16 protein-coding genes are annotated in these 19,109 nt (G+C 45.7%); 10 read left to right on the top strand and 6 right to left on the bottom strand.

Annotation, left to right across the window (positions count from 1 at the left end):
* Positions 1-142 precede the first annotated feature (142 nt).
* The 3 genes from ST37_RS07690 (at position 143) to yegD (ending at position 4,042) form a co-directional block, all read left to right on the top strand.
* Positions 143-355, top strand: a complete 213-nt coding sequence (locus ST37_RS07690; protein ID WP_084885147.1) for a cold-shock protein — start codon at positions 143-145, stop codon at positions 353-355.
* Between the two features lie 677 nt (positions 356-1,032).
* A complete protein-coding gene (locus ST37_RS07685; protein ID WP_084885262.1) occupies positions 1,033-2,631 on the top strand; it encodes an ATP-binding cassette domain-containing protein in 1,599 nt (532 codons plus the stop codon).
* Between the two features lie 58 nt (positions 2,632-2,689).
* Entirely contained in the window at positions 2,690-4,042 is a 1,353-nt protein-coding gene (gene yegD / locus ST37_RS07680) for a molecular chaperone (protein ID WP_084885146.1), read from the top strand.
* Between the two features lie 68 nt (positions 4,043-4,110).
* Here yegD and ST37_RS07675 read toward each other — a convergent pair whose 3' ends face one another.
* Complete coding sequence (locus tag ST37_RS07675) at positions 4,111-4,557, bottom strand: hypothetical protein (RefSeq protein WP_084885144.1); 447 nt, start codon at positions 4,555-4,557, stop codon at positions 4,111-4,113.
* A gap of 203 nt (positions 4,558-4,760) precedes the next feature.
* Positions 4,761-5,984: an MFS transporter gene (locus ST37_RS07670; RefSeq protein WP_084885142.1), complete on the bottom strand. Its 1,224-nt coding sequence runs from the start codon at positions 5,982-5,984 to the stop codon at positions 4,761-4,763.
* Positions 5,985-6,074: 90 nt separating this feature from the next.
* Here ST37_RS07670 and soxR point away from each other — a divergent pair, with 90 nt between their 5' ends.
* Both soxR and ST37_RS07660 read left to right on the top strand, forming a co-directional pair.
* Positions 6,075-6,527: a redox-sensitive transcriptional activator SoxR gene (gene soxR, locus ST37_RS07665; RefSeq protein WP_084885141.1), complete on the top strand. Its 453-nt coding sequence runs from the start codon at positions 6,075-6,077 to the stop codon at positions 6,525-6,527.
* Between the two features lie 133 nt (positions 6,528-6,660).
* Positions 6,661-7,146, top strand: coding sequence for a VOC family protein (locus ST37_RS07660; RefSeq protein ID WP_084885138.1), 486 nt, complete (start codon positions 6,661-6,663; stop codon positions 7,144-7,146).
* Between the two features lie 112 nt (positions 7,147-7,258).
* Here ST37_RS07660 and ST37_RS07655 read toward each other — a convergent pair whose 3' ends face one another.
* Positions 7,259-8,152, bottom strand: a complete 894-nt coding sequence (locus tag ST37_RS07655) for a LysR family transcriptional regulator (protein WP_084885136.1) — start codon at positions 8,150-8,152, stop codon at positions 7,259-7,261.
* Positions 8,153-8,265: 113 nt separating this feature from the next.
* Between ST37_RS07655 and ST37_RS07650 the strand changes: the two genes are divergently transcribed.
* Both ST37_RS07650 and ST37_RS07645 read left to right on the top strand, forming a co-directional pair.
* Positions 8,266-9,249, top strand: a complete 984-nt coding sequence (locus ST37_RS07650; protein WP_084885134.1) for an MBL fold metallo-hydrolase — start codon at positions 8,266-8,268, stop codon at positions 9,247-9,249.
* A 412-nt stretch (positions 9,250-9,661) separates the two neighbouring features.
* Positions 9,662-10,918, top strand: coding sequence for a DEAD/DEAH box helicase (locus tag ST37_RS07645; protein ID WP_084885132.1), 1,257 nt, complete (start codon positions 9,662-9,664; stop codon positions 10,916-10,918).
* A 147-nt stretch (positions 10,919-11,065) separates the two neighbouring features.
* On the opposite strand, the gene ST37_RS07640 is transcribed toward ST37_RS07645, so the two are convergent.
* Positions 11,066-11,488 (bottom strand): DUF3010 family protein, encoded by a 423-nt coding sequence (locus ST37_RS07640; RefSeq protein WP_084885130.1) that lies wholly within the window; start codon positions 11,486-11,488, stop codon positions 11,066-11,068.
* Positions 11,489-11,668: 180 nt separating this feature from the next.
* On the opposite strand from ST37_RS07640, the gene ST37_RS07635 reads away from it, so the two are divergent.
* The gene (locus ST37_RS07635; RefSeq protein ID WP_084885128.1) at positions 11,669-12,766 is read left to right on the top strand and encodes an alkene reductase; all 1,098 of its coding nucleotides are present in this window, start codon (positions 11,669-11,671) and stop codon (positions 12,764-12,766) included.
* A 71-nt stretch (positions 12,767-12,837) separates the two neighbouring features.
* On the opposite strand, the gene ST37_RS07630 is transcribed toward ST37_RS07635, so the two are convergent.
* Positions 12,838-14,040 carry an ammonium transporter gene (locus tag ST37_RS07630; protein ID WP_084885126.1) on the bottom strand — a complete coding sequence of 401 codons (1,203 nt, stop codon included), beginning with the start codon at positions 14,038-14,040 and terminating at the stop codon, positions 12,838-12,840.
* Positions 14,041-14,435: 395 nt separating this feature from the next.
* Between ST37_RS07630 and ST37_RS07625 the strand changes: the two genes are divergently transcribed.
* Entirely contained in the window at positions 14,436-14,783 is a 348-nt protein-coding gene (locus ST37_RS07625) for a DUF1428 domain-containing protein (protein ID WP_084885124.1), read from the top strand.
* 171 nt (positions 14,784-14,954) lie between these two features.
* Here the strand turns inward: ST37_RS07625 and ST37_RS07620 are convergent, their stop codons facing one another.
* Positions 14,955-16,079, bottom strand: a complete 1,125-nt coding sequence (locus ST37_RS07620) for a fatty acid desaturase (protein ID WP_084885260.1) — start codon at positions 16,077-16,079, stop codon at positions 14,955-14,957.
* A 345-nt stretch (positions 16,080-16,424) separates the two neighbouring features.
* Between ST37_RS07620 and ST37_RS07615 the strand changes: the two genes are divergently transcribed.
* Positions 16,425-18,839 carry a glycoside hydrolase family 2 protein gene (locus tag ST37_RS07615; RefSeq protein WP_084885122.1) on the top strand — a complete coding sequence of 805 codons (2,415 nt, stop codon included), beginning with the start codon at positions 16,425-16,427 and terminating at the stop codon, positions 18,837-18,839.
* Positions 18,840-19,109 lie beyond the last annotated feature (270 nt).

Here is a 19,109-nt window from a genome sequence, read left to right as displayed (position 1 = left end):
AAAAATTTAGTTGAAGCCTCCTCCCAGAACTCTTTCGATACCTTGTCGTTTAGCTCCTGTGAATAGCTTAACCTTCATAGTCTTTACAATAGCTTTTGCGTGTAGTTCATTTATTAAAATTATTAATTATATAGAGGTTTCTATGTCTACTAAAACGACTGGTACAGTAAAATGGTTTAACGAAACTAAAGGTTTCGGTTTTATTTCTCAAGACAACGGCGGCGCTGACGTATTCGTTCACTTCCGTGCAATCGTTTCTGACGGTTTCAAAACTCTTGCTGAAGGCCAAAAAGTAAGCTTTGATGTTGAGCAAGGTCAAAAAGGCCCTCAAGCTTCAAACGTAACTGCTATCTAATACAGCATTTACAGATGTGACGCGTCAGCGTCACATCTATCTTTCATCTTTGCAATCCGAATTCCAGCTTAATTTCACCGCTCCAAACTCTACTTCCAGCTCCAATTCTGCAATACCCGATCGACATTCCAAAATAAGTACAATCATGTCTAGAAGAACTAGTCGCCAGAGATACTGGTACAAAAAGACGTCAAGCGACGCAAAAGTAAAACATTAATTTCAATAGTCCATCGATTAGGCTCATTGCACAAGCCTAGTTAACCGACTGCTTTATCATACTTCACGTAACTCCCATTCTGTTTCAATATCAAAATAGGTCCCTTTCACAGTCCTGTTTTGAACATTGAAGGTTTGACCGATTTTGTCAACATCGTTATAGTTGCCTCAACCTTTTCTACCGAGATGATGCCATAGTGAATAAGTAACTTCCTAATTTGAACCGTTTTTATGGATTCAAATTCCTCTAGACCTAACTCGTCTGGGGCTCTGGGCTATGCGTTTTGCAGGTCTTGAGAGTGAAGGTGTACGTTCCGGTATCTCTTACCCTCAAAATACTCATTATCTAACTTTGCTAACGCTAGTCCCCAAATTTTTATCTGAAAATTAGGGAGGCCGCTATGCCTGCTATTCAACAAATCAAAACAACTAGCCAATCAATGTCCAATAAGCCATCTTGCATGGCGCGAATCTCCGTTCATCAGCTTGGTGCTCAATTGGACATGGGGTCTTGGTTATTTCGCCATCTAGAATGCAACTTAGGTTCAGGTGTATGGGGGCTCGTTGGCCGGAATGGCTGCGGAAAATCCAAATTAATTCACCTTCTTTCTGGTGAAGAAGATCCTTCTGAGGGCCATATTACTCGCGTCGGTGAATTGGGCTGTTTTTCACAACTGCCTTCTAAACTGCTTAGCAGCGAACTCACTGTGACTCAATATTTAGGGTTGGACGAAAAGATTGGCGCACTGCGAGCGATTGAAAATGGCAGTGTCGATGAGCGGGACTTCGCCACACTTGAAGAGGATTGGGAAGTCGAAATTAAACTACTTAACTTGTTGAAAAAACTGCGCTTACCAGAAAGTTTAGAAACACCATGTTCTTTGCTGAGCGGCGGCCAACTGGCGCTGCTACAACTGCATAAACTATTTGAAAGTGACGCCACTATTTTGCTATTGGATGAACCAACGAACCACCTCGATAGCGTTGGACGTGCTTGGTTAGCCGATAAACTACAGCACTTTGAAGGCTGCGTGGTGATTGTAAGCCACGATAGGTACTTGCTTGAACAGTGCCAAGGTATTTATCACCTAAGCAGTAATGGTCTTGATTATTTCGATGGCGGTTATAGTCTGTATCATGCTACTCGCAGTGCACAGCTGGAAACACTTGAACGTAAAGTAGAACGACTGGGTAAAGAAGCAAAAGCGATTGAAAAGCAAGCTCAACTAAATCTTGAAAAAGCGCAACGACGTGAAGCCCAAGGGGTGAAACTGCGTAAAAGTGGCAGCCAGCCTAAAATATTATTGGACGGCAAGGCTCAAAAAGCGCAACTGGCACGATCGGCGCAGCAGTTGAATCAAAACAATCAGTTAGACCGAGTTAATAAAGATTTGGATGTTGCCAAGAAGCAGCAAGAGCAGCTCAAATCTCAAAAGCTATACTTAAACACCAATCATTCAAGTAAACGGGCAACATTGGTTAGCGTTGAGGAGTGTGTCCTCGATTTTGTGGATGTTCCGATCGCTAACTTTAAAGTGGCTCAAGGAGAGCGGTGGCATATCGATGGTGATAATGGCACAGGCAAGAGCTTGCTCCTGAAAGCGTTGCACGGGAATCATAATCATTTCAAAGGCTCGATCACCTTGCGCCATCCAACCGTTTACTTAGACCAGCATTTTGGGCTGCTACCCGAGTCGAGCACATTAATCGACGCACTGATGGACTTTTGTGTGGGGCTGACCAATAGCGAAGCATGGCTGCTGTTAGCCAGCATCGGGTTTCGCCGAGACGCAGTGCATAAACGTGTCAGCGTGCTCAGTGGTGGCGAAAAGATGAAGCTTGCCATGCTGATGGTCAGCCATCGTAAGGACGCTCCACTATTGCTGTTGGATGAGCCGGATAATCACCTAGACATCGACTCTAAGCAGATTTTAGCCTCCGCACTAAACCAGTATCAGGGCGCATTTATGGTGGTCAGTCACGACAAAGTGTTTATTGACGAACTGGGGATTGCCAATACGATTAATATGCAAAAAAGCAGCGAACTTTGCTTGACCTGAACCCAAGGTTAGCCAGTACAATACGCGCCCTTTATCTGGTGCAGCATAGGAGACTAAGATGCCAATAGGTTTTGATTACGGTACCGCAAATTGTTCGGTCGCGCAGAGTGTCAATGGACAGGTGACACCAATAGCGGTTGAAGGGACACACACGTTAATTCCCTCGTCATTGTGTGCACCTAGCTCAGAAACGGTATCGGAGTATCTGTTTCGCATCTTGGACATTAAACCTAGTGATAACCTTGGCGAATCACTGTTGCGCCGTGCAATCAGCGAGAATCGGGAAGAAGGGCTGATCGTTCGTGACGATGACGTGAAATTTGGTCGCGAAGCGCTCGCCCTTTACCTCGAGGATCCCAAAGAGGTGTATTACGTTAAGTCCCCAAAATCGTTTTTAGGAGCGATGGGACTGCGAGACATGCAGCTGAGTTTTTTTGAGGACTTAGTCTGCGCAATGATGGCCAACGTGCGCCAGCGTGCAGAAAATGGTTTGGGCCGTGAGGTGAATCGCACGGTTATCGGCCGTCCAATTAACTTTCTAGGTAGAGGTGGAGATGCCTCTAACATTCAGGCCGAAGGTATATTAAAACGCGCAGCTCACCGAGCTGGTTTTTCTGACGTAGAGTTTCAGTTTGAGCCTGTTGCCGCAGGGTTAGATTTTGAAGCCTCACTCACCGAAGATAAAATCGTCTTGGTGGTCGATATTGGTGGGGGAACAACCGACTGCTCGATGCTACGCATGGGACCGAGTTACCGTGGGCAGATCGATCGCAGTGCCTCCCTTTTGGCTCACAGTGGACAAATGGTCGGCGGGAACGATCTCGATATCAACACGGCTTTTCACCGATTTATGAGTGAATTTGGACTGGGCAGTGAAACCACTGGTGGCTTGCCTATGCCCAACATACAGTTTTGGAATAGCATTGCGATAAACGATGTACAAGCGCAGCGAGCATTTTATGCTCATGACAATTTGGGGCTATTAAAATCTCTACACAAAGAGTCTGCCGAGCCTCAAAAGCTCGCAAGATTGGTGCAATTGCAGCGTGAAACCTTAGGTTACGCAGTGGTGCGAGAAGCAGAGCAAAGCAAAATTGCGCTTTCAGATTCTGCGCATTATCACGCACATCTCGATTTGCTTAATGAGCAGCTTGCTATAGAAGTGACCGCTACTCAGATGGAGCAGGCAGTCAGCAATCCAACCGAAAAAATCAAACGTTTGGTGAAAGAAGCAATTGTTGAAAGTGGTATCCAACCCGATGTCATCTACATGACAGGTGGCTCGGCCAAATCGAGCTTTTTAACCTCTGCGGTGAAAGAGGTGGTGCCCAATACGCCCATTGTCAGTGGTAATCACTTTGGCTCGGTAACGGCCGGCTTGGCGCGATGGGCTGAGCTAATTTATCGTTAATGCCTGACGCGATGTATCGACATATTTACAATCAGCCATGAATTAGGCATCGCTTTGTCGCTCATGACTTAAGCGATGCCGGTGATCACTTTTTCATTTTTAAGGGTGTCACCTACTTCTGCACCAATAAGCATTTTGCCCAATGGTGCAAGTGGCGTGACCACAACAATTTTTCCGCCGTCCAGTTTATACCCACCACACATCGGCATAAGCCAAAATTGTTGGCTACCGTCTAGGGTAATGAGCGCGCCAATAGCGACTTCATCCAGTTCGCTAAAATCTTTTGGGCTCATGGCAGTTAGCTGATTGATCATGGTGTCAAACTCAGCCACACGCTGCGACTGTCCATGGGCCAAATAGGCTGCTTCTAAACCGACGGTGTCGTACTGAGTTTCAGCCACACTCTGTTCATGGGTGGCGTCGTTATGCGCATCACTTGCGGCAGAAAAAGCGACGTCTCTTTGCTTGGTCAGTGTGTCGAGCAGTTGTTGTTTTAAGTGGCTTTTGTTGAGCAATGATCTGGCCTCGTAACGAAAACGCTAGAGTAGCGAAATCCCAATCAAAACGCGACCTCTACTCATTTTATCGGCGAGATAGTGGGCGGGTTTTGAAGAGAATTCGGCGAGTGATTGATGCGTAATTCATAGGATAGAAGCTATTGCGTCAGCAATATTGTTGGCGCGCTAGGAGACTTGCTCGCTCGATTTCGCCCTGTCAGTTATGCCGCAGTATTAACCAATTCTTGTTCATTGTAGTTGGCGACACGGGTTAGCCATTTCATTAAGGCAACCGCAAAAAGCATTGTCGCCGCTGCTACCGCAAACCCATATTGAGTAACCCCATAGTGGCTCAGTAGAGCGATAATGACATAGCTACTGCTTTGTACAAATGTGGCAAAGAGTTGTAATGCGCCGTCAGCGCGTCCGCGCTGTTCAATCTTGATGGTGACATGCATCCAATTGGTGCGTGCAATACGGTTAAGCGCGTTCGATAACCCGAATAGGAAAGCAAACCCTAAGATAAACGCAGGGTGGGGGGCACCACTCATACCCATAACCATAACAGCGCTAAACGCCATCGCATACAGCATGGTTTTGGGAAGCGAGAACATCCCCAGTAAACGCGTAACGACCAGTCCAGTAAGAAGGGCTCCCAGTCCAAATGACATGCTATAGCCAGCAAGCCACTGCCCCGATATGCCTTGCTGAGCAAACCATACCGGTACCAACTTACCCAAATAGGTCAGCACCGGATAGGAGATCGCAGAGAGCATGAGATAGGCATAAAATCTGGGGTTTCCAGTGATAATGGCTTTGCTTTCTATCATTTGGGAAGTAAACGAGTGGCGTGTCGACGTACGCAACTGTTGCTGATATGGGGTGATCATATAGCTTATTGTCGATAGGGCTGATGCCAATGCAGCAAAAGCCGAGAATTCTATAATGCTCCACACTTCCAAAAGTGCAATGCCTAATGCTCCCGCGCCTAGGGTTGTTCCTTGAAGTATGATCTCTTGCTTGCCTGAGATACTGGCATACTCTTCTGGTCGATAGTTCTCTTGAGTAAAGGCGTTATTGGCGGTCCACGCAAGATTACTGGTGACCCAAAAAATTAACTGAGCCAGCGCCAGCAACCACAACGAATCCGCTCCTAAGCTAAACGACACCAACACTACGCCAGCAGTGGTGGCTTGGACAATTTGCACAAGGACCAACAATTGTTTTCTAGAGTGCCTATCAATAACTGTCGAAAATATCGGCGTGAGCAAAAATGATAGCGCGGTACACGACAGCGCAACCAGCGCCACAAAGGTGCCCAACTCAAATGGAACGGCTTTTGGTGGGCTTTTTAACATCAACCAAGGCAAGGCCATCATAAAAAGCCCAGACGAGATTCCATCAAAAAAGCGGCCTGCTAAATAGGGTAGAGTTTTATTTTTCATACATTGTTCTCAATGACTCAGATTTGTTGCTACTCTAATACCTAAAGTTAACTTTAGGTAAAGCAGTTTTTTACGGTGAACGAGGTGTATATGGAAATCAGTGTGGGTGAAGCGGCAAAGCGTTCAGGTATGGCAGTCTCTGCGCTACATTTTTACGAAAAGAAAGGCTTAATTCATAGTTGGAGAAACCAAGGCAATCAGCGGCGCTATCATCGTAGCGTTATTCGTCGACTCGCTGTCATTAAGGCGGCGCAAGAGGTGGGGTTATCATTGGATGAGATTGCCACATCATTGCAGGCGCTTCCAAAGCATCAGGCGCCTACGCGTAAACAGTGGGATAACATGGCGGCCCAATGGCAGGCGCAATTGCAGCATAAGATCTTGCAAATGAAGGCACTGCAACAAGATCTAGGCAGTTGTATAGGGTGTGGATGCTTGTCGCTGGAAACCTGTGCCATCTATAATCCACAAGACGTGCGAGCTGAGAAATACACTGGCCAATCGTCGCTGACTAATCCTGAAGATTGGAACGCTGAACTCTAATACTAATTTCATCAATGCTTTCAATGATAAGTAAATATTATCATTTTTAGAAAAATTGATAATTTCATTTAATTTTTTCGTCCGACTATACTCTCTTCATCGAAACAAACACACGAATAGTTGGAGCAAGAATATGAAAATGAATCACGTAGGCATTATGGTTGGCGATATGGACCAGGCTGTTGAATTTTACACCAAGGTTCTTGGTCTTAAAATTGTTATGAACAACACCAAAGTTATCGAAGAGCGCGAGTCTGCAATTGGCCGTATGTGTATCGCAGTATTTGGTGAAGGTTTTAAAGGCTTCAATATCGCTCACCTAGTCACTACCGACGGTATTGGTGTTGAACTGTTTGAAATGAAAGAGCGCCAAGAACGTCACAACGTTGACTTCTCTCGCCTGGGTATTTTCCACTTCTGTCTTCAAACTGATGACTTCGAAACTGTTATGAAGCGCACTGAAGAGTTTGGTGGCAAGGTTCGTATGGATATCATGCGTTACCACCCAGAAGACGACAACAAACCAGCTAAAATGGTTTACCTAGAAGACCCGTTTGGTAACTTGTTTGAGCTTTACTCTCACACCTATGAAGAAACTTACGCGACTGATTACGAGTAAGCTTTAATCGTTCAACGATGTATTTCGCAGAGTCTGCGTGAATACTTAGTGAGACTCGCACGCTAATCGTGTACTGAAAGGGGCCATTCTATGGCCTCTTTTTTTTGTGTTTTTACTTGCTGAAACAAAACTCCTCCACTAAAAAGTCAATTAACTTGTGGACTCGTTTAGCGAGATGCTTTCGCGATTGATATAGTAGATTAACGGCCAAATCTTCCATTACGTATTCTTCTAACAGTGGGGTTAGTTTGTTCTGATCGATATACGGTTGAATAATTATTGAAGGTAGGCAAGCTATACCTTCTCCCGCAATTGCCGCTTTTAGTAGCACCATCACATCATTGGATTTGAATTGGCCTGATACAGACACATCAATGGGCTGCTCTGCCTCAGTTTGATTTTGCAACGACCAGTTATTGCCTAGACCAACGTGCATCAAACAGTTATGTGTTATCAGGTGACTCGGTTGTGTTGGCGTACCGTGTGATTCTGTGTACGATGGCGCTGCACATACGATTGAGTGACAAGTCGTAAGCTCTCGAGCCACCATTCTAATATCTTGTTCAACTCCGATTTGAATTACAATATCAAATGACTCTTTGGCTAGGTCTATTTTTCGCTCGGTTAGAATCAGTTCCACTGAAACCTTTGGATACGTGGCCAGAAATCGACGTATCGACTCTGCAATATGGGACTGGCCGAAAGACACGCTGCAGGCAACTCGAATTGCCCCTTGTGGCTCTGCTGTATCGTTATTTGTCAGATAGGAGACATCTTCATTGAGAGACAGCATTTGCCGATAGTATGGAAGAACTTCTTCGCCTGCACTAGTAATTTTCATGCTTCTGCCATGCCGGCTAAGCAGTTTTACGCCAAGCGACCGCTCGAGTGATGCAAGGTAGCGAGTTGCCATAGAGCGAGACATATCAAGTTTATCAGCAGCAGCGGTTAAGCTTCCTAAATTGACAACTTCAGTAAATACTCGCATACCAGTGAGTTTGTCCATTTTACCTTCCTAATATGTTCGATTTATGCAACTCAAAAGAGCGATTTATGCGGTTTATCTGTACGGTTACAGCAACGATAATACCTCAAAATTCGTAATTGAGACGATAAGTAATGAGTAAAGTATTAAGAAATTTCATGGCTCTGTGCTGTATTTTGAGTTCAAGTGTTTACGCTGCCTCCCCTTTAACACCAGATGCTTTGCAAGGATGCCCATCTTCGACGATTAATTTAGCATTTACCGAATTTGGCCGTACCGGCAAGATGGACCGCGAGCTAAACCGTTGGTTGAATAATGCGCAATCACAATATATTGAACCCTATGAAGCGTTCGATGATGTTTACTACGTCGGGGTTTGCTGGGTGTCATCTTGGCTTATCAAAACCGATGAGGGCGCGGTATTGATTGACACACTGACGGGACCGTTTGCAGAGCAACTGTTACGCAACATAGAAAGTGTCGGCGTTAAACCCGAAGACATTAAGTTAATACTCATGACTCATGGTCATTTCGACCACATTGGGGGCGCGAGTCTGTTTAAACAGTTTACCGATGCTCGATTTGTGATGACTGAAGAAGGGTGGAAAGAGTCCTTTGAAGATGTGAATAAAAAGCCGAGAGTGTTTTGGAACAGCGAATTTCTTCCAGAAGTAGACATTGTGGCTGAAGACGGTGACACTTTTACCGTTGGTGGGAAAGAGTTCACTTTACTCAGCACACCAGGCCACACTTGGGGAACTGCGTCTTATGTATTTGATGTAAGTGACGGCGATAAGGGTTACCGTGCTATCTCTATTGGTGGTCTAGGGTTAAACGCCATAGATGGGCCAGAGCAGGTAGAAGCTTACATTCAAAGCGTTGAACGGATTGAAGGTTTGGTTAACGATGACGTCAACCCTATAACGGTGCACCTTACTGCTCACCCGTTTAGTAACGGTATGACAGAAGCGAGCCAAAAAATCGATTTGGGTAACGAGGCTCAAGAGCACCCTTTGGTGGATAAGCAAGGACTCATAGAACAGCTGCATGAACTCAAGCAAGGTGCACAAGAGCGCTTAGTTTTAGAGCGATCGGCTCAGAAAGCAACGGAGCAGTAAAGCACTTAATGGCATGAGTTATTGTGGCTCAATCATCGCATTGTAGCCACAATCTTCCTTTAGTTAGGGTAAACAGCGTTATCGATCAACGGCTGTTTACTAGACTCTCAGTTGCTCGCTGATTTTGTGACCGCCGTACATTTGTTATTCGCGTCATAGTGAGCGATGGCACAGAAAAAACATCCATAAATAAAGGCTAATAAATCAATTGGTAGGCGTTTATGCATAGCGTCGAAATTTGCTACAAATCGTATCGTAGCGTTCATCGCGATTGCCATGTTGACGGTTTTTCGTTGAGAACGTACCAGACTCCTGTTCTAATATGATGCCGTGGCTTACGCTGTGGATTTCTCTAGTTTAAGTCAGGGCTCATTTTCCAGCATTGGCTTTATTTACTTTGTAAGGTATTGCTATGTCATTTGATTCGCTGTCTCTGAGTCCCGCGCTTATTCAAGCACTCCCTAGCCAATTTTCAGAGCCCACAGCCATCCAAAGATTGGTGATCCCAGATCTACTAAGCCTTCACGATGTACTGGCGTTGGCGAACACAGGCAGCGGTAAGACGCTAGCGTATGGCTTGCCATTAATACAACTGCTGAGTCAGTCTGCCAGTCATGCTGACGAAGACAAAAACGCTATTTCCCATCAGGCACTGATATTGGTGCCGACTCGAGAGTTGGCGCAACAAGTGACCACGGCATTGGCTCCACTCGCTAAGGCGTTAGGGCTTAAGGTCATTTGTCTGTGTGGTGGCGTCGATAAAGCGGAGCAGCAACAAGCGTTAAACGTTGGCGCTCAAGTCATAGTCGCAACCACGGGGCGGCTACTGGATTTCGTTACAGAAGGTGTGGTCAACTTAGCGAATGTAAACCACCTTGTTTTAGACGAAGCAGACAGACTATTAGACATGGGATTTTGGAAAGATGTGCAAGCTATCGCAAAGCTCACCTCGTCACAGCGTCAAACTGCACTGTTTTCTGCGACGTTTTCAGATGAATTAGAAAGTAACGCGGCGCAAATTCAAATCAGTCCTAAACGGATCACTGCGCATCAGAAGAACAGCGTCACTGAACAAGTGTCAGAGTCGCTATTTTTGGTTAATAAAGGCAGTAAGCCGAATGTCTTGATTGAACTTGTAAGGCTGCACCAGTGGTCGCAAGTATTGGTATTTATTGGCGCAAAAGAGAATGCCGATAAGCTCACCAAAAAATTAGTGAGAGCGGGTATTTCTGCTAGCGCTCTTCACGGCAATAAGTCTCAACAAGAGCGTGAACAAACGCTTGCTGAGTTTAAAAAAGGGACGGTCTCGGTTCTGATTGCCACCGATCTTCTGGCAAGGGGGATTGATATTTCGGATCTGCCAGTTGTTGTTAATTTTGAGCTTCCTCAGCACTCTGAGGTGTATGTGCACCGTGTTGGGCGCACCGCTCGAGCGGGTAAAAAGGGCATGGCCCTTTCGTTGGTTTGCCACGGCGAAATGGCGGCTCTGGACGCGATTCGCGTGTTAACAGAGCGTACTTTGCCCTTGCAGACACTGGATAATTTTCCGGTAACAGATACCCCCTCGACGGGGGAAAGTAAGCGAGCGCCAAGAGATAAAAAGGCCAACCGTCGCACTCAAAACAAAAACAGCAGTAAGCAGTTTCAAGGCAAGCCTAGAAAGCGCTAATTCCGCCATCATACTAGCGGATATAGAATCCTCAGATTGGTATGAGTCATTTTGGACACTGTGCATTAAAAAAAATGGTCCAATCGAATGATTGGACCATTTTTTTTAATGCACAGTGCCTCATATCGTGAGGCGGGCCGCTAGCGGTTATTTCATGATGCAGGCGTAAGCAACCGTAAAGGCGGGCTCTTGGTATTGCTTCAATCCGGTTTCTTTAAAAGGAACCAACAGTGGATTGCGCTTTAGACCTTCTTTGATCTCTGCAGGGCTAATCACATCGACTTTTAAACCGTCGATGAGTTGGATAGCGGCTTCTAACTTAAAGCCTACAGCACCACCGGCAAATTTGCCTTTGGTTTGACGCTGGCGAATGACCACACGATCGACTTGGTAGTCTTGCATTAACTTGGCAAATGAGAATTGAAAATCTTTCATTTTCTGAGTGTCGTTTGCATCACCAATCGACACTTTAGCGACTCGGCAATCAGGAATGTTAAAGACGCCCTCGGACAGTGTAAGCAGGCTTACTATCGCGTCATTACCACTAATTTCAACACCACAAATTTTCATTTTATTACCTTGTTATTGATGAGGCTGAGATTATAGGGGCAGTTGGTCTAATGCACCAGAGATCAATACAATCATTCTTTGTTTGTTGCATATTTCACAAAAGCAATTTGTTATTAGTGCAGTTAATGAAACAGCCGTGGTCTGCTAGTATCAGCTTAGATTCTTTATAAGGATAGACCAATGACTACGTCTCTTTTTCAACCGATACATTTGGGTAGCTTAGCGCTCAAAAACCGCATTGTAATGCCACCAATGACACGCTCACGCGCCAGTCAACCTGGTGATGTACCTAACGACATGATGGCGACTTATTACGGTCAGCGCGCATCGGCAGGATTGATCGTTTCCGAGGGAACTCAAATCTCGCCTATGGGCAAAGGGTATGCCTGGACACCGGGAATCTATTCTCCTCAGCAAATTGAGGGATGGAAAAAAGTCACCAGTGAAGTCCATGCTAAAGGCGGCGTCATCTTTGCTCAGTTATGGCATGTAGGCCGCGTGACTCACCCTGACAATATCGGCGGTGAGCAGCCAATCTCATCGTCTGCGATAAAAGCAGACAATGTGAAAGTGTTTGTTGACAACGGGACAACCGAACCTGGATTTGTCGATGTGACTGTGCCTCGAGAAATGACTAAAGATGAGATTGACCAAGTTGTTGCCCAGTTTCGTCAAGCCGCCCTCAATGCAGTGGAGGCGGGTTTTGATGGAATAGAGTTACACGCAGCCAATGGTTACCTGGTGAATCAGTTCATAGATTCTGAAGCAAATAATCGAACCGATGAATATGGTGGCAGTTTAGACAATCGCCTTCGCTTTCTTGACCAAGTTGTTGCGACGATGGTTGAAGCCATTGGCAAAGAGCGAGTAGGTGTGCGTTTAGCCCCACTTACAACGCTTAATGGCACTGTCGATGCAGACCCAATCGAGACGTACATTGGTGCGGCAGAATTATTAAACCGCCACCAAATTGGTTACTTGCATATTGCCGAAGTTGATTGGGACGATGCACCAGACACCCCAGTTTCATTTAAACGCGCACTTCGCAAAGCTTTCCAAGGTGTGTTGATCTATGCAGGTCGCTATAACGGTGAAAAAGGTGCTCAAGCCATCAATGATGGGTTAGCCGACATGATTGGATTTGGTCGACCTTTTGTGGCGAATCCAGACTTGCCTGCGCGGATCCAAAACAACTATCCACTGGCTGAACATGATCCTAATACGCTGTTTGGGGGTGGGGAAGTTGGACTCATTGATTACCCAGCCTATCAACGTTAGGGATTAATAAAGATCAAAAAGCCCTAGGTAAAATGCCTAGGGCTTTGTTTTTGTTTTGAGTAACGGTAGGTTTACTTGTCTTTGTTAGTCGACCCAATTTTGTGGATCGCTAAGTCGGCACCAATGAACTCGTCTTCTTCACTCAATCGTAAACTTGAAATCGCATTGACCGCACCATAAACAATAGCACCACCAATAAGTGCGACTGCAATACCGGCAATTGAGCCTACAATTTGTGATATTAAGCTAACGCCGCCTAGGCCGCCCAAGGCTTGTTGACCGAAAATACCCGCTGCAATTGCACCCCATAAACCACATAGCCCGTGAAGTGGCCACACACCTAGCACGTCATCGATTTTGGTGCTGCGCTGCAATTTGGTAAATACCATCACAAAGAGGGCACCGGCAACACCACCCACGACAAACGCACCTACTGGATGCATAAGATCGGAGCCGGCACAGACTGCAACCAATCCGGCTAAAGGTCCATTGTGAATAAAGCCGGGGTCATTCTTACCAACGACTAAAGCGACCAAGGTTCCGCCCACCATGGCCATTAAACTGTTTACTGCAACTAAGCCACTGATGCCATCCATGGTTTGAGCAGACATGACGTTAAAGCCAAACCAACCAACGATCAGCACCCAAGAACCTAATGCAAGAAACGGAATGTTAGAAGGAGCAAAGGCAATACCAGGCTTACGCCCTTTACGCACACCTAATATGTATATCGCAACTAAAGCCAGCCAGCCTCCCATCCCGTGGACAACGATTGAGCCTGCAAAGTCGTGGAACTCAGCGCCAAAGGTGTCGCCAAGCCAGGCTTGAAATCCTAAATTACCGTTCCAGATAATGCCTTCGAATACAGGATACACAAAGGCAACAATGAGGGCTGATGCAACTAGGAAAGGTCTGAAGCTACCTCGTTCTGCAATACCACCAGACACGATGGCGGGAATGGCTGCTGCAAAGGTCAATAGGAAGAAAAACTTAACCAATTCATAGCCGTTGTCTTGCGTCAGGGCCTCTGCTCCAGCAAAAAAGTTGCTGCCGTAAGCGATCTGATAGCCAATAACGAAATAGGCCACTGCTGAAAAGCCAAAATCGGCGATGATTTTAACCAAGGCATTGACTTGGTTTTTATGTCGCACGGTACCGACTTCTAAAAAAGCGAACCCGGCGTGCATGGCGAGCACCATAATGGCGCCTAGTAAAATAAATAAAGTGTTTGCGCTTTGAGCGATCACACCGATCGCATCACTAATGTTGTCCATAACTCACTGCTTTTGTGTGGATTTCTATTTGTACCAACTATGGGAGCAAGTTCTATACCAGTTGCACCAAAATTGTTGCTTAAATGTTCTTTCTCGGTGCGTATTTATCTATCCATATGATTTTATGCAATTTAGTGACTTCCTTTTTGGTGCAAAATATTAACATTTATAGATGAGATAGAGGGTTTCGTCTGTATAAAGTTTAAGTATTGTGCCACGCTAGTGCGTTAATGCACCAATATAGTGCCTTGCGGTGGTGAGGTGATAGCGCATCGGTGAGATTCATCGGTAGCTGAGTCGATGACAGGAAAAATGCTAATAGCTCACTATACTTAGCTCGATATGACTTATCTCGACATAACTTAGCTCAACATCACACACAATGAGAGGTGGGAATGGAATATATCGATGCATTTATGGCGGCCGTACCAAAGCATGACCAACGCGGCTATCTCGATCATGCCAAGCAAGCTGCGGTGCTTTTTAAGAAGTATGGTGCAGTTAGGGTCGTCGAAAATTGGGGGGACGACTTACCAGAAGGGGATTTAACCTCGATGCCAATGGCTGTGCAGTGCCAGCCAAACGAAACGGTTGTTTTGTCTTGGGTGATCTGGCCGTCTAAAGCAGTGAGGGATGAGGGGATGTCTAAGCTGTTTTCCGATCCAGAGATGCAAGAAATGGAACTGCCGTTTGATAGCAGTCGTTTAATTTACGGTGGGTTTCAAGTGATCATGGATGAATAATCGTCAGCATCCAAATCCACAAAAGTGACTTTGGCATAGCCCAATCGAGTCGCGACATCTTACCCATAAACCGAGATAGAAGTAGACACATGTCGTTAATGCCCAAAAAAAGAGCGAACAAGGTATCTCCTTGTTCGCTCCAGTCTCTGTATTGCTATTAGGTATTATCTGTTAAGCATAGCGCTTGATGCTGCTTTGCCACAGCTGCTTTTGTATTTCAAATTGTTGTTTGAGTTGTTGGTGGCGCAACACCAGCAGCGACATCTCGTAACTCTCTACGACTTGTTGCTTTTTGTTTTGCAGTAACTGCTTTTTGCTATCGTAATAGTCACTCATACTCGCAATCAGCGTATCAAATTCTTGTTCCAACTTAGTTTTCAAAGTCGGACAAGCGTTCATTGCATTCAACTTAAGTTGAGCTTTGTGCAGTAACATCGCTGCGCGCGCTTTCTCGATCTTGAGTTTAGGAGTAGTACGTAGTTTTTCCGCTAATCCAACCCACGAACAGGCCTTAATTAGCCACTTGGTGGGATCGTAGTGCCACCAGTCGATACCGTTACGGTAGTCATTCTCAAATAAGTGGTGGAAGTTATGATAACCCTCGCCAAAGGTAAAGAAAGCCAGTACCCCATTGTCGCGTGCTGAGTTTTTGTCGGTAAAGGTTTGCTTACCCCAAATGTGTGCCAATGAGTTAATAAAAAATGTGGTGTGATGACTTAAAAATAGGCGCACGGCACCCACTACTAGGAACATACCAATAATGTCCTGATGGATAACACCTAAAGCAATCGGAATACCAAAGTTAGTTGCCAGTGTCAGCGGCACATAATACTTGTGCTGCCATTGAACAATACTGTCTTTTTTAAGATCGCGGCAGTTTTTGTATTCTGAATAAGTGGCCTCGTTATAGTCGCGAAGCATCCAACCAATGTGCGAATACCAAAAACCACGCGAGGCTGAATAAGGATCTTTGGTGTCATGATCAACGTGTTTGTGGTGTTCACGATGGTCTGATGACCAATGTAAGGCACTGTTCTGCATAGAGAACGCACCACCAATAGCAAAAATGCCTCGTAATAGTGGGCTTGCTTGATAGGTTTTATGACTCCATAAGCGGTGATAGCCAGCAGTGATGGACAGATTAGTGAAACTAAACGCAATGATGAACCACACTAAGTGCGCCCATCCCAAACCGTAATTATAGGCATACCATGGCGTCACAATTAGGGCCAAGACTAAGCTTGTCACAAAGACAAAGATATTGAGCCACAGCAGTGGCGGACGTTGGGTGCTCACAGATTCTCCGAATAATGTTTGTTTCAGCTTACACGTGTTCACTAGAATATCAGCGAACACGTGTAAGTCAAACACTACAGTCACATACAGGTAACAAGTTGTAAGCAAGGTTGATAATTGAGCGCATGATCTCAGCAAGCAACTAGACTCAATAGTTCGAGAACCCTCGATCTTTGTTTCATGGTAGTTTCATGGCAATAAAATTCGTTGTGCTAGGCTTCTCCATTTCTGTTGGATTGGACTGAGTTTGGAACAAAGCGTGCTCTACTTCACAGTGGGGTATGGGGACCGACTTTACTATCGCAACATCAAATTGACTCCCATTCACTAAACTGGAGAAGCTTAATGTCCTCGATTGAACTCAACGGCGAGTGGACTCTTCGTTCGCCTCAGCATCCTCACATTGCCATTCCAATGTCGTTACCAGGGGATAATTACTCTGCATTATTTAAAGCGGGTCTCATACCCGATCCCTACATCGGCACAAACGAAAAAGACGTGCAGTGGGTGGGCGAAGCTCAGTGGATGATTGAAAAAGAGTTTGACGCGGGTGCCGCGCATTTAGAGGCTCGCGCCATCGAAATGAAACTAAGCCGCGTCGATACGTTGGCAGAGATTTCGATTAATGGTCAGCCTGTTTTATCGTGTAGCAATATGTTCCGGCACTACAAGGTCGACATTAAGCCCTTTCTCTGTGAGGGAAAAAACACCATTAGCGTGGAATTTGCGCGTGCTGATCTCGAAGGCAAAGCGAGAGCAGAACGATTGCCGTTTCCTATCCCGTCGTCAATGGGCAGCAACAATCAAATCCCGCATATGAACTTACTGCGAAAAACGCAATGTCATGCAGGTTGGGACTGGGGAATTTGCTTGATGGTGTCGGGTATTTATGACGCCATCACCGTTTCTACTATTCACACCATCGCACTCGAACGTGTAACGACCGATCAGTTCTGGAACGAAGACGGTAGCGTGACGGTTGAAGTCTCTGTTACTCATGAAGCGGATATTGATGCGCAGGTGAGTGTGGCATTTAGTGAGCACTCTAAGACTGTCACTTGCGACAAGTCAGGTGAAACCAAGGTTAGCTTTGCGATTGCTGAACCTAAGTTATGGTGGCCAGCAGGTTATGGCGAGCAACCGCTGTATGACCTTAGTGTCGAGTTAGATCGGCAAGTGATTACCAAACGCATTGGCCTACGTAAATTGGTTCTAAACACCTCGGAAGACGCTGTTGGCTCATCGATGGAGTTTCAGGTCAACGGGTTCCCAATCACCGCCAAAGGGGCCAACTGGATCCCAGTCGATGCGATGCCATCGAACGAGTCAGAGTCACGGTATCGCGCTTTGTTGCAAAGTGCTGTCGACGTCAATATGAATATGATCCGTGTGTGGGGTGGTGGTCAATACGAATCTGAACTGTTTTACGATCTGTGTGACGAATACGGCTTGATGGTGTGGCAGGACATGATGTTCTCTTGCGCATTGTATCCCTCTACCGACGAATTTGTGGCAGATGTGGTCCCAGAGCTTCGCGATCAAATTCGCCGCTTGCGAGACCATTGCTGTATCGCCTTGTGGTGTGGCGATAACGAAGTTATTGGTGCAATTGGCTGGTATCCTGAGTCCAAAGCGAATCGAACAAAATACACAGTAAACTACGATAGATTAAGTCGAAAAATTGCGGAAACCGTGATGCAAGAAGATTCTAGTCGACGTTTTTGGGCAAGTTCTCCATGTAACGGTGATTTGGATTACGGAGATGCTTGGCACGATGATACCCGCGGCGATATGCACTTTTGGGATGTTTGGCACTCTGGGTCTTCGTTCAGCGCTTACTTAGACATTCAGCCTCGTTTCTGTTCTGAATTTGGTTATCAATCTTGGCCGTCTCTAGCTGAAGTTAAGCGATTTGTGCCTGAATCCGATTGGAACGTGACGTCACCAACGTTTGAGAGCCATCAAAAAAATCACAGTGGCAATAGCATCATGACGGAGATGTTTACCCGTTATTTCCGTTTCCCAGCCAGCTTTGAGCAAATGCTGTATATGAGTCAGGTTCAGCAAGCCATTGCGATCAAAACAGGGTGTGAATATTGGCGCTCTCAAAGTCCAACGTGTCGGGGCATGCTCTACTGGCAATTGAATGATAACTGGCCGGTCAGCTCATGGTCGAGCATTGAATACAGCGGTCGTTGGAAGCAGCTCCACTACCATGCAAAACGTTTCTTCTCTCCTCTGTATATTCCGTTCCATGAGACAGAGGACGCATTGACGCTGCGCTTAAGCAATAACACTCGCCATACCGAAGATGTCTCTGGGCAAGTAGTATGGATGAGCTGGTCAGGTGAAGAACTCGGACGATGGGATTGGGCCGAGCAGGTTAAAGCCGATGGCAACGATCTAGTGTGGTCCTTGGATAAATCGGACTGGGCTGATCGCCGAGAACTCGGATTTTTCTTCGCCGAAATAGAGTGCGACGGAGCACCTGTACAAAACACATGGTTCCCTATTCCAGAGCTAAAAAATGTGGCGGTAGAAAAGACTGACTTAAAGGTAGTAAGAGAAGGAGATAGCATCAGTATCTCAACGGATAGGCCAGCATTGTTTGTTCACCTAGAACACGATGGTGATGGTCGTTTCAGTGACTCAAGCTTTACGTTATTGCCAAATCAGACCAAAACGGTTCGCTATCTTGGCGATGATCTAGAAAGCTTATCTCGTAGCTTAAGGGTGTATGACCTTAGCCATAGTTACTAAGCATTATAGATAGCTAGAAGTGTGAAACATTGTGTAGGGTTAGGCCATTAAGCTTGGCCTAGTTAAGGGCTAGATGGTTTCCGTTTAGCCCTTTTTTTTGTCTGAATCATTGGCTGGTTGACGCTAGAGCAAACCAACCTACTAATCCCGACAGGTTCATGTTTAATTAAACTTAAAATTAAATTGTGCACAATTGGTTTGCATGCAATTTAATTTTGAGTTAAGGTGACACCTAAGGTTGATTAATACCGAACCAAATAAACCGTTTAC

The organism is Vibrio sp. qd031, from assembly GCF_002100145.1.
Lineage (GTDB): Bacteria > Pseudomonadota > Gammaproteobacteria > Enterobacterales > Vibrionaceae > Vibrio.
Note: the sequence above shows the minus strand (reverse complement) of the source record. Positions and strands in the feature narration are given on the sequence as shown.

Bases quoted from the DNA above. Each gene is read 5' to 3' on its own strand.
- ST37_RS07645 (WP_084885132.1), top strand. From the start codon at position 9,662: ATGTCATTTGATTCGCTGTCTCTGAGTCCCGCGCTTATTCAAGCACTC.
- ST37_RS07650 (WP_084885134.1), top strand. From the start codon at position 8,266: ATGAGTAAAGTATTAAGAAATTTCATGGCTCTGTGCTGTATTTTGAGT.
- ST37_RS07690 (WP_084885147.1), top strand. From the start codon at position 143: ATGTCTACTAAAACGACTGGTACAGTAAAATGGTTTAACGAAACTAAA.
- ST37_RS07660 (WP_084885138.1), top strand. From the start codon at position 6,661: ATGAAAATGAATCACGTAGGCATTATGGTTGGCGATATGGACCAGGCT.
- ST37_RS07630 (WP_084885126.1), bottom strand. From the start codon at position 14,040: ATGGACAACATTAGTGATGCGATCGGTGTGATCGCTCAAAGCGCAAAC.
- ST37_RS07635 (WP_084885128.1), top strand. From the start codon at position 11,669: ATGACTACGTCTCTTTTTCAACCGATACATTTGGGTAGCTTAGCGCTC.
- ST37_RS07615 (WP_084885122.1), top strand. From the start codon at position 16,425: ATGTCCTCGATTGAACTCAACGGCGAGTGGACTCTTCGTTCGCCTCAG.
- ST37_RS07640 (WP_084885130.1), bottom strand. From the start codon at position 11,488: ATGAAAATTTGTGGTGTTGAAATTAGTGGTAATGACGCGATAGTAAGC.
- ST37_RS07655 (WP_084885136.1), bottom strand. From the start codon at position 8,152: ATGGACAAACTCACTGGTATGCGAGTATTTACTGAAGTTGTCAATTTA.
- ST37_RS07625 (WP_084885124.1), top strand. From the start codon at position 14,436: ATGGAATATATCGATGCATTTATGGCGGCCGTACCAAAGCATGACCAA.
- ST37_RS07670 (WP_084885142.1), bottom strand. From the start codon at position 5,984: ATGAAAAATAAAACTCTACCCTATTTAGCAGGCCGCTTTTTTGATGGA.
- soxR (WP_084885141.1), top strand. From the start codon at position 6,075: ATGGAAATCAGTGTGGGTGAAGCGGCAAAGCGTTCAGGTATGGCAGTC.
- yegD (WP_084885146.1), top strand. From the start codon at position 2,690: ATGCCAATAGGTTTTGATTACGGTACCGCAAATTGTTCGGTCGCGCAG.
- ST37_RS07685 (WP_084885262.1), top strand. From the start codon at position 1,033: ATGGCGCGAATCTCCGTTCATCAGCTTGGTGCTCAATTGGACATGGGG.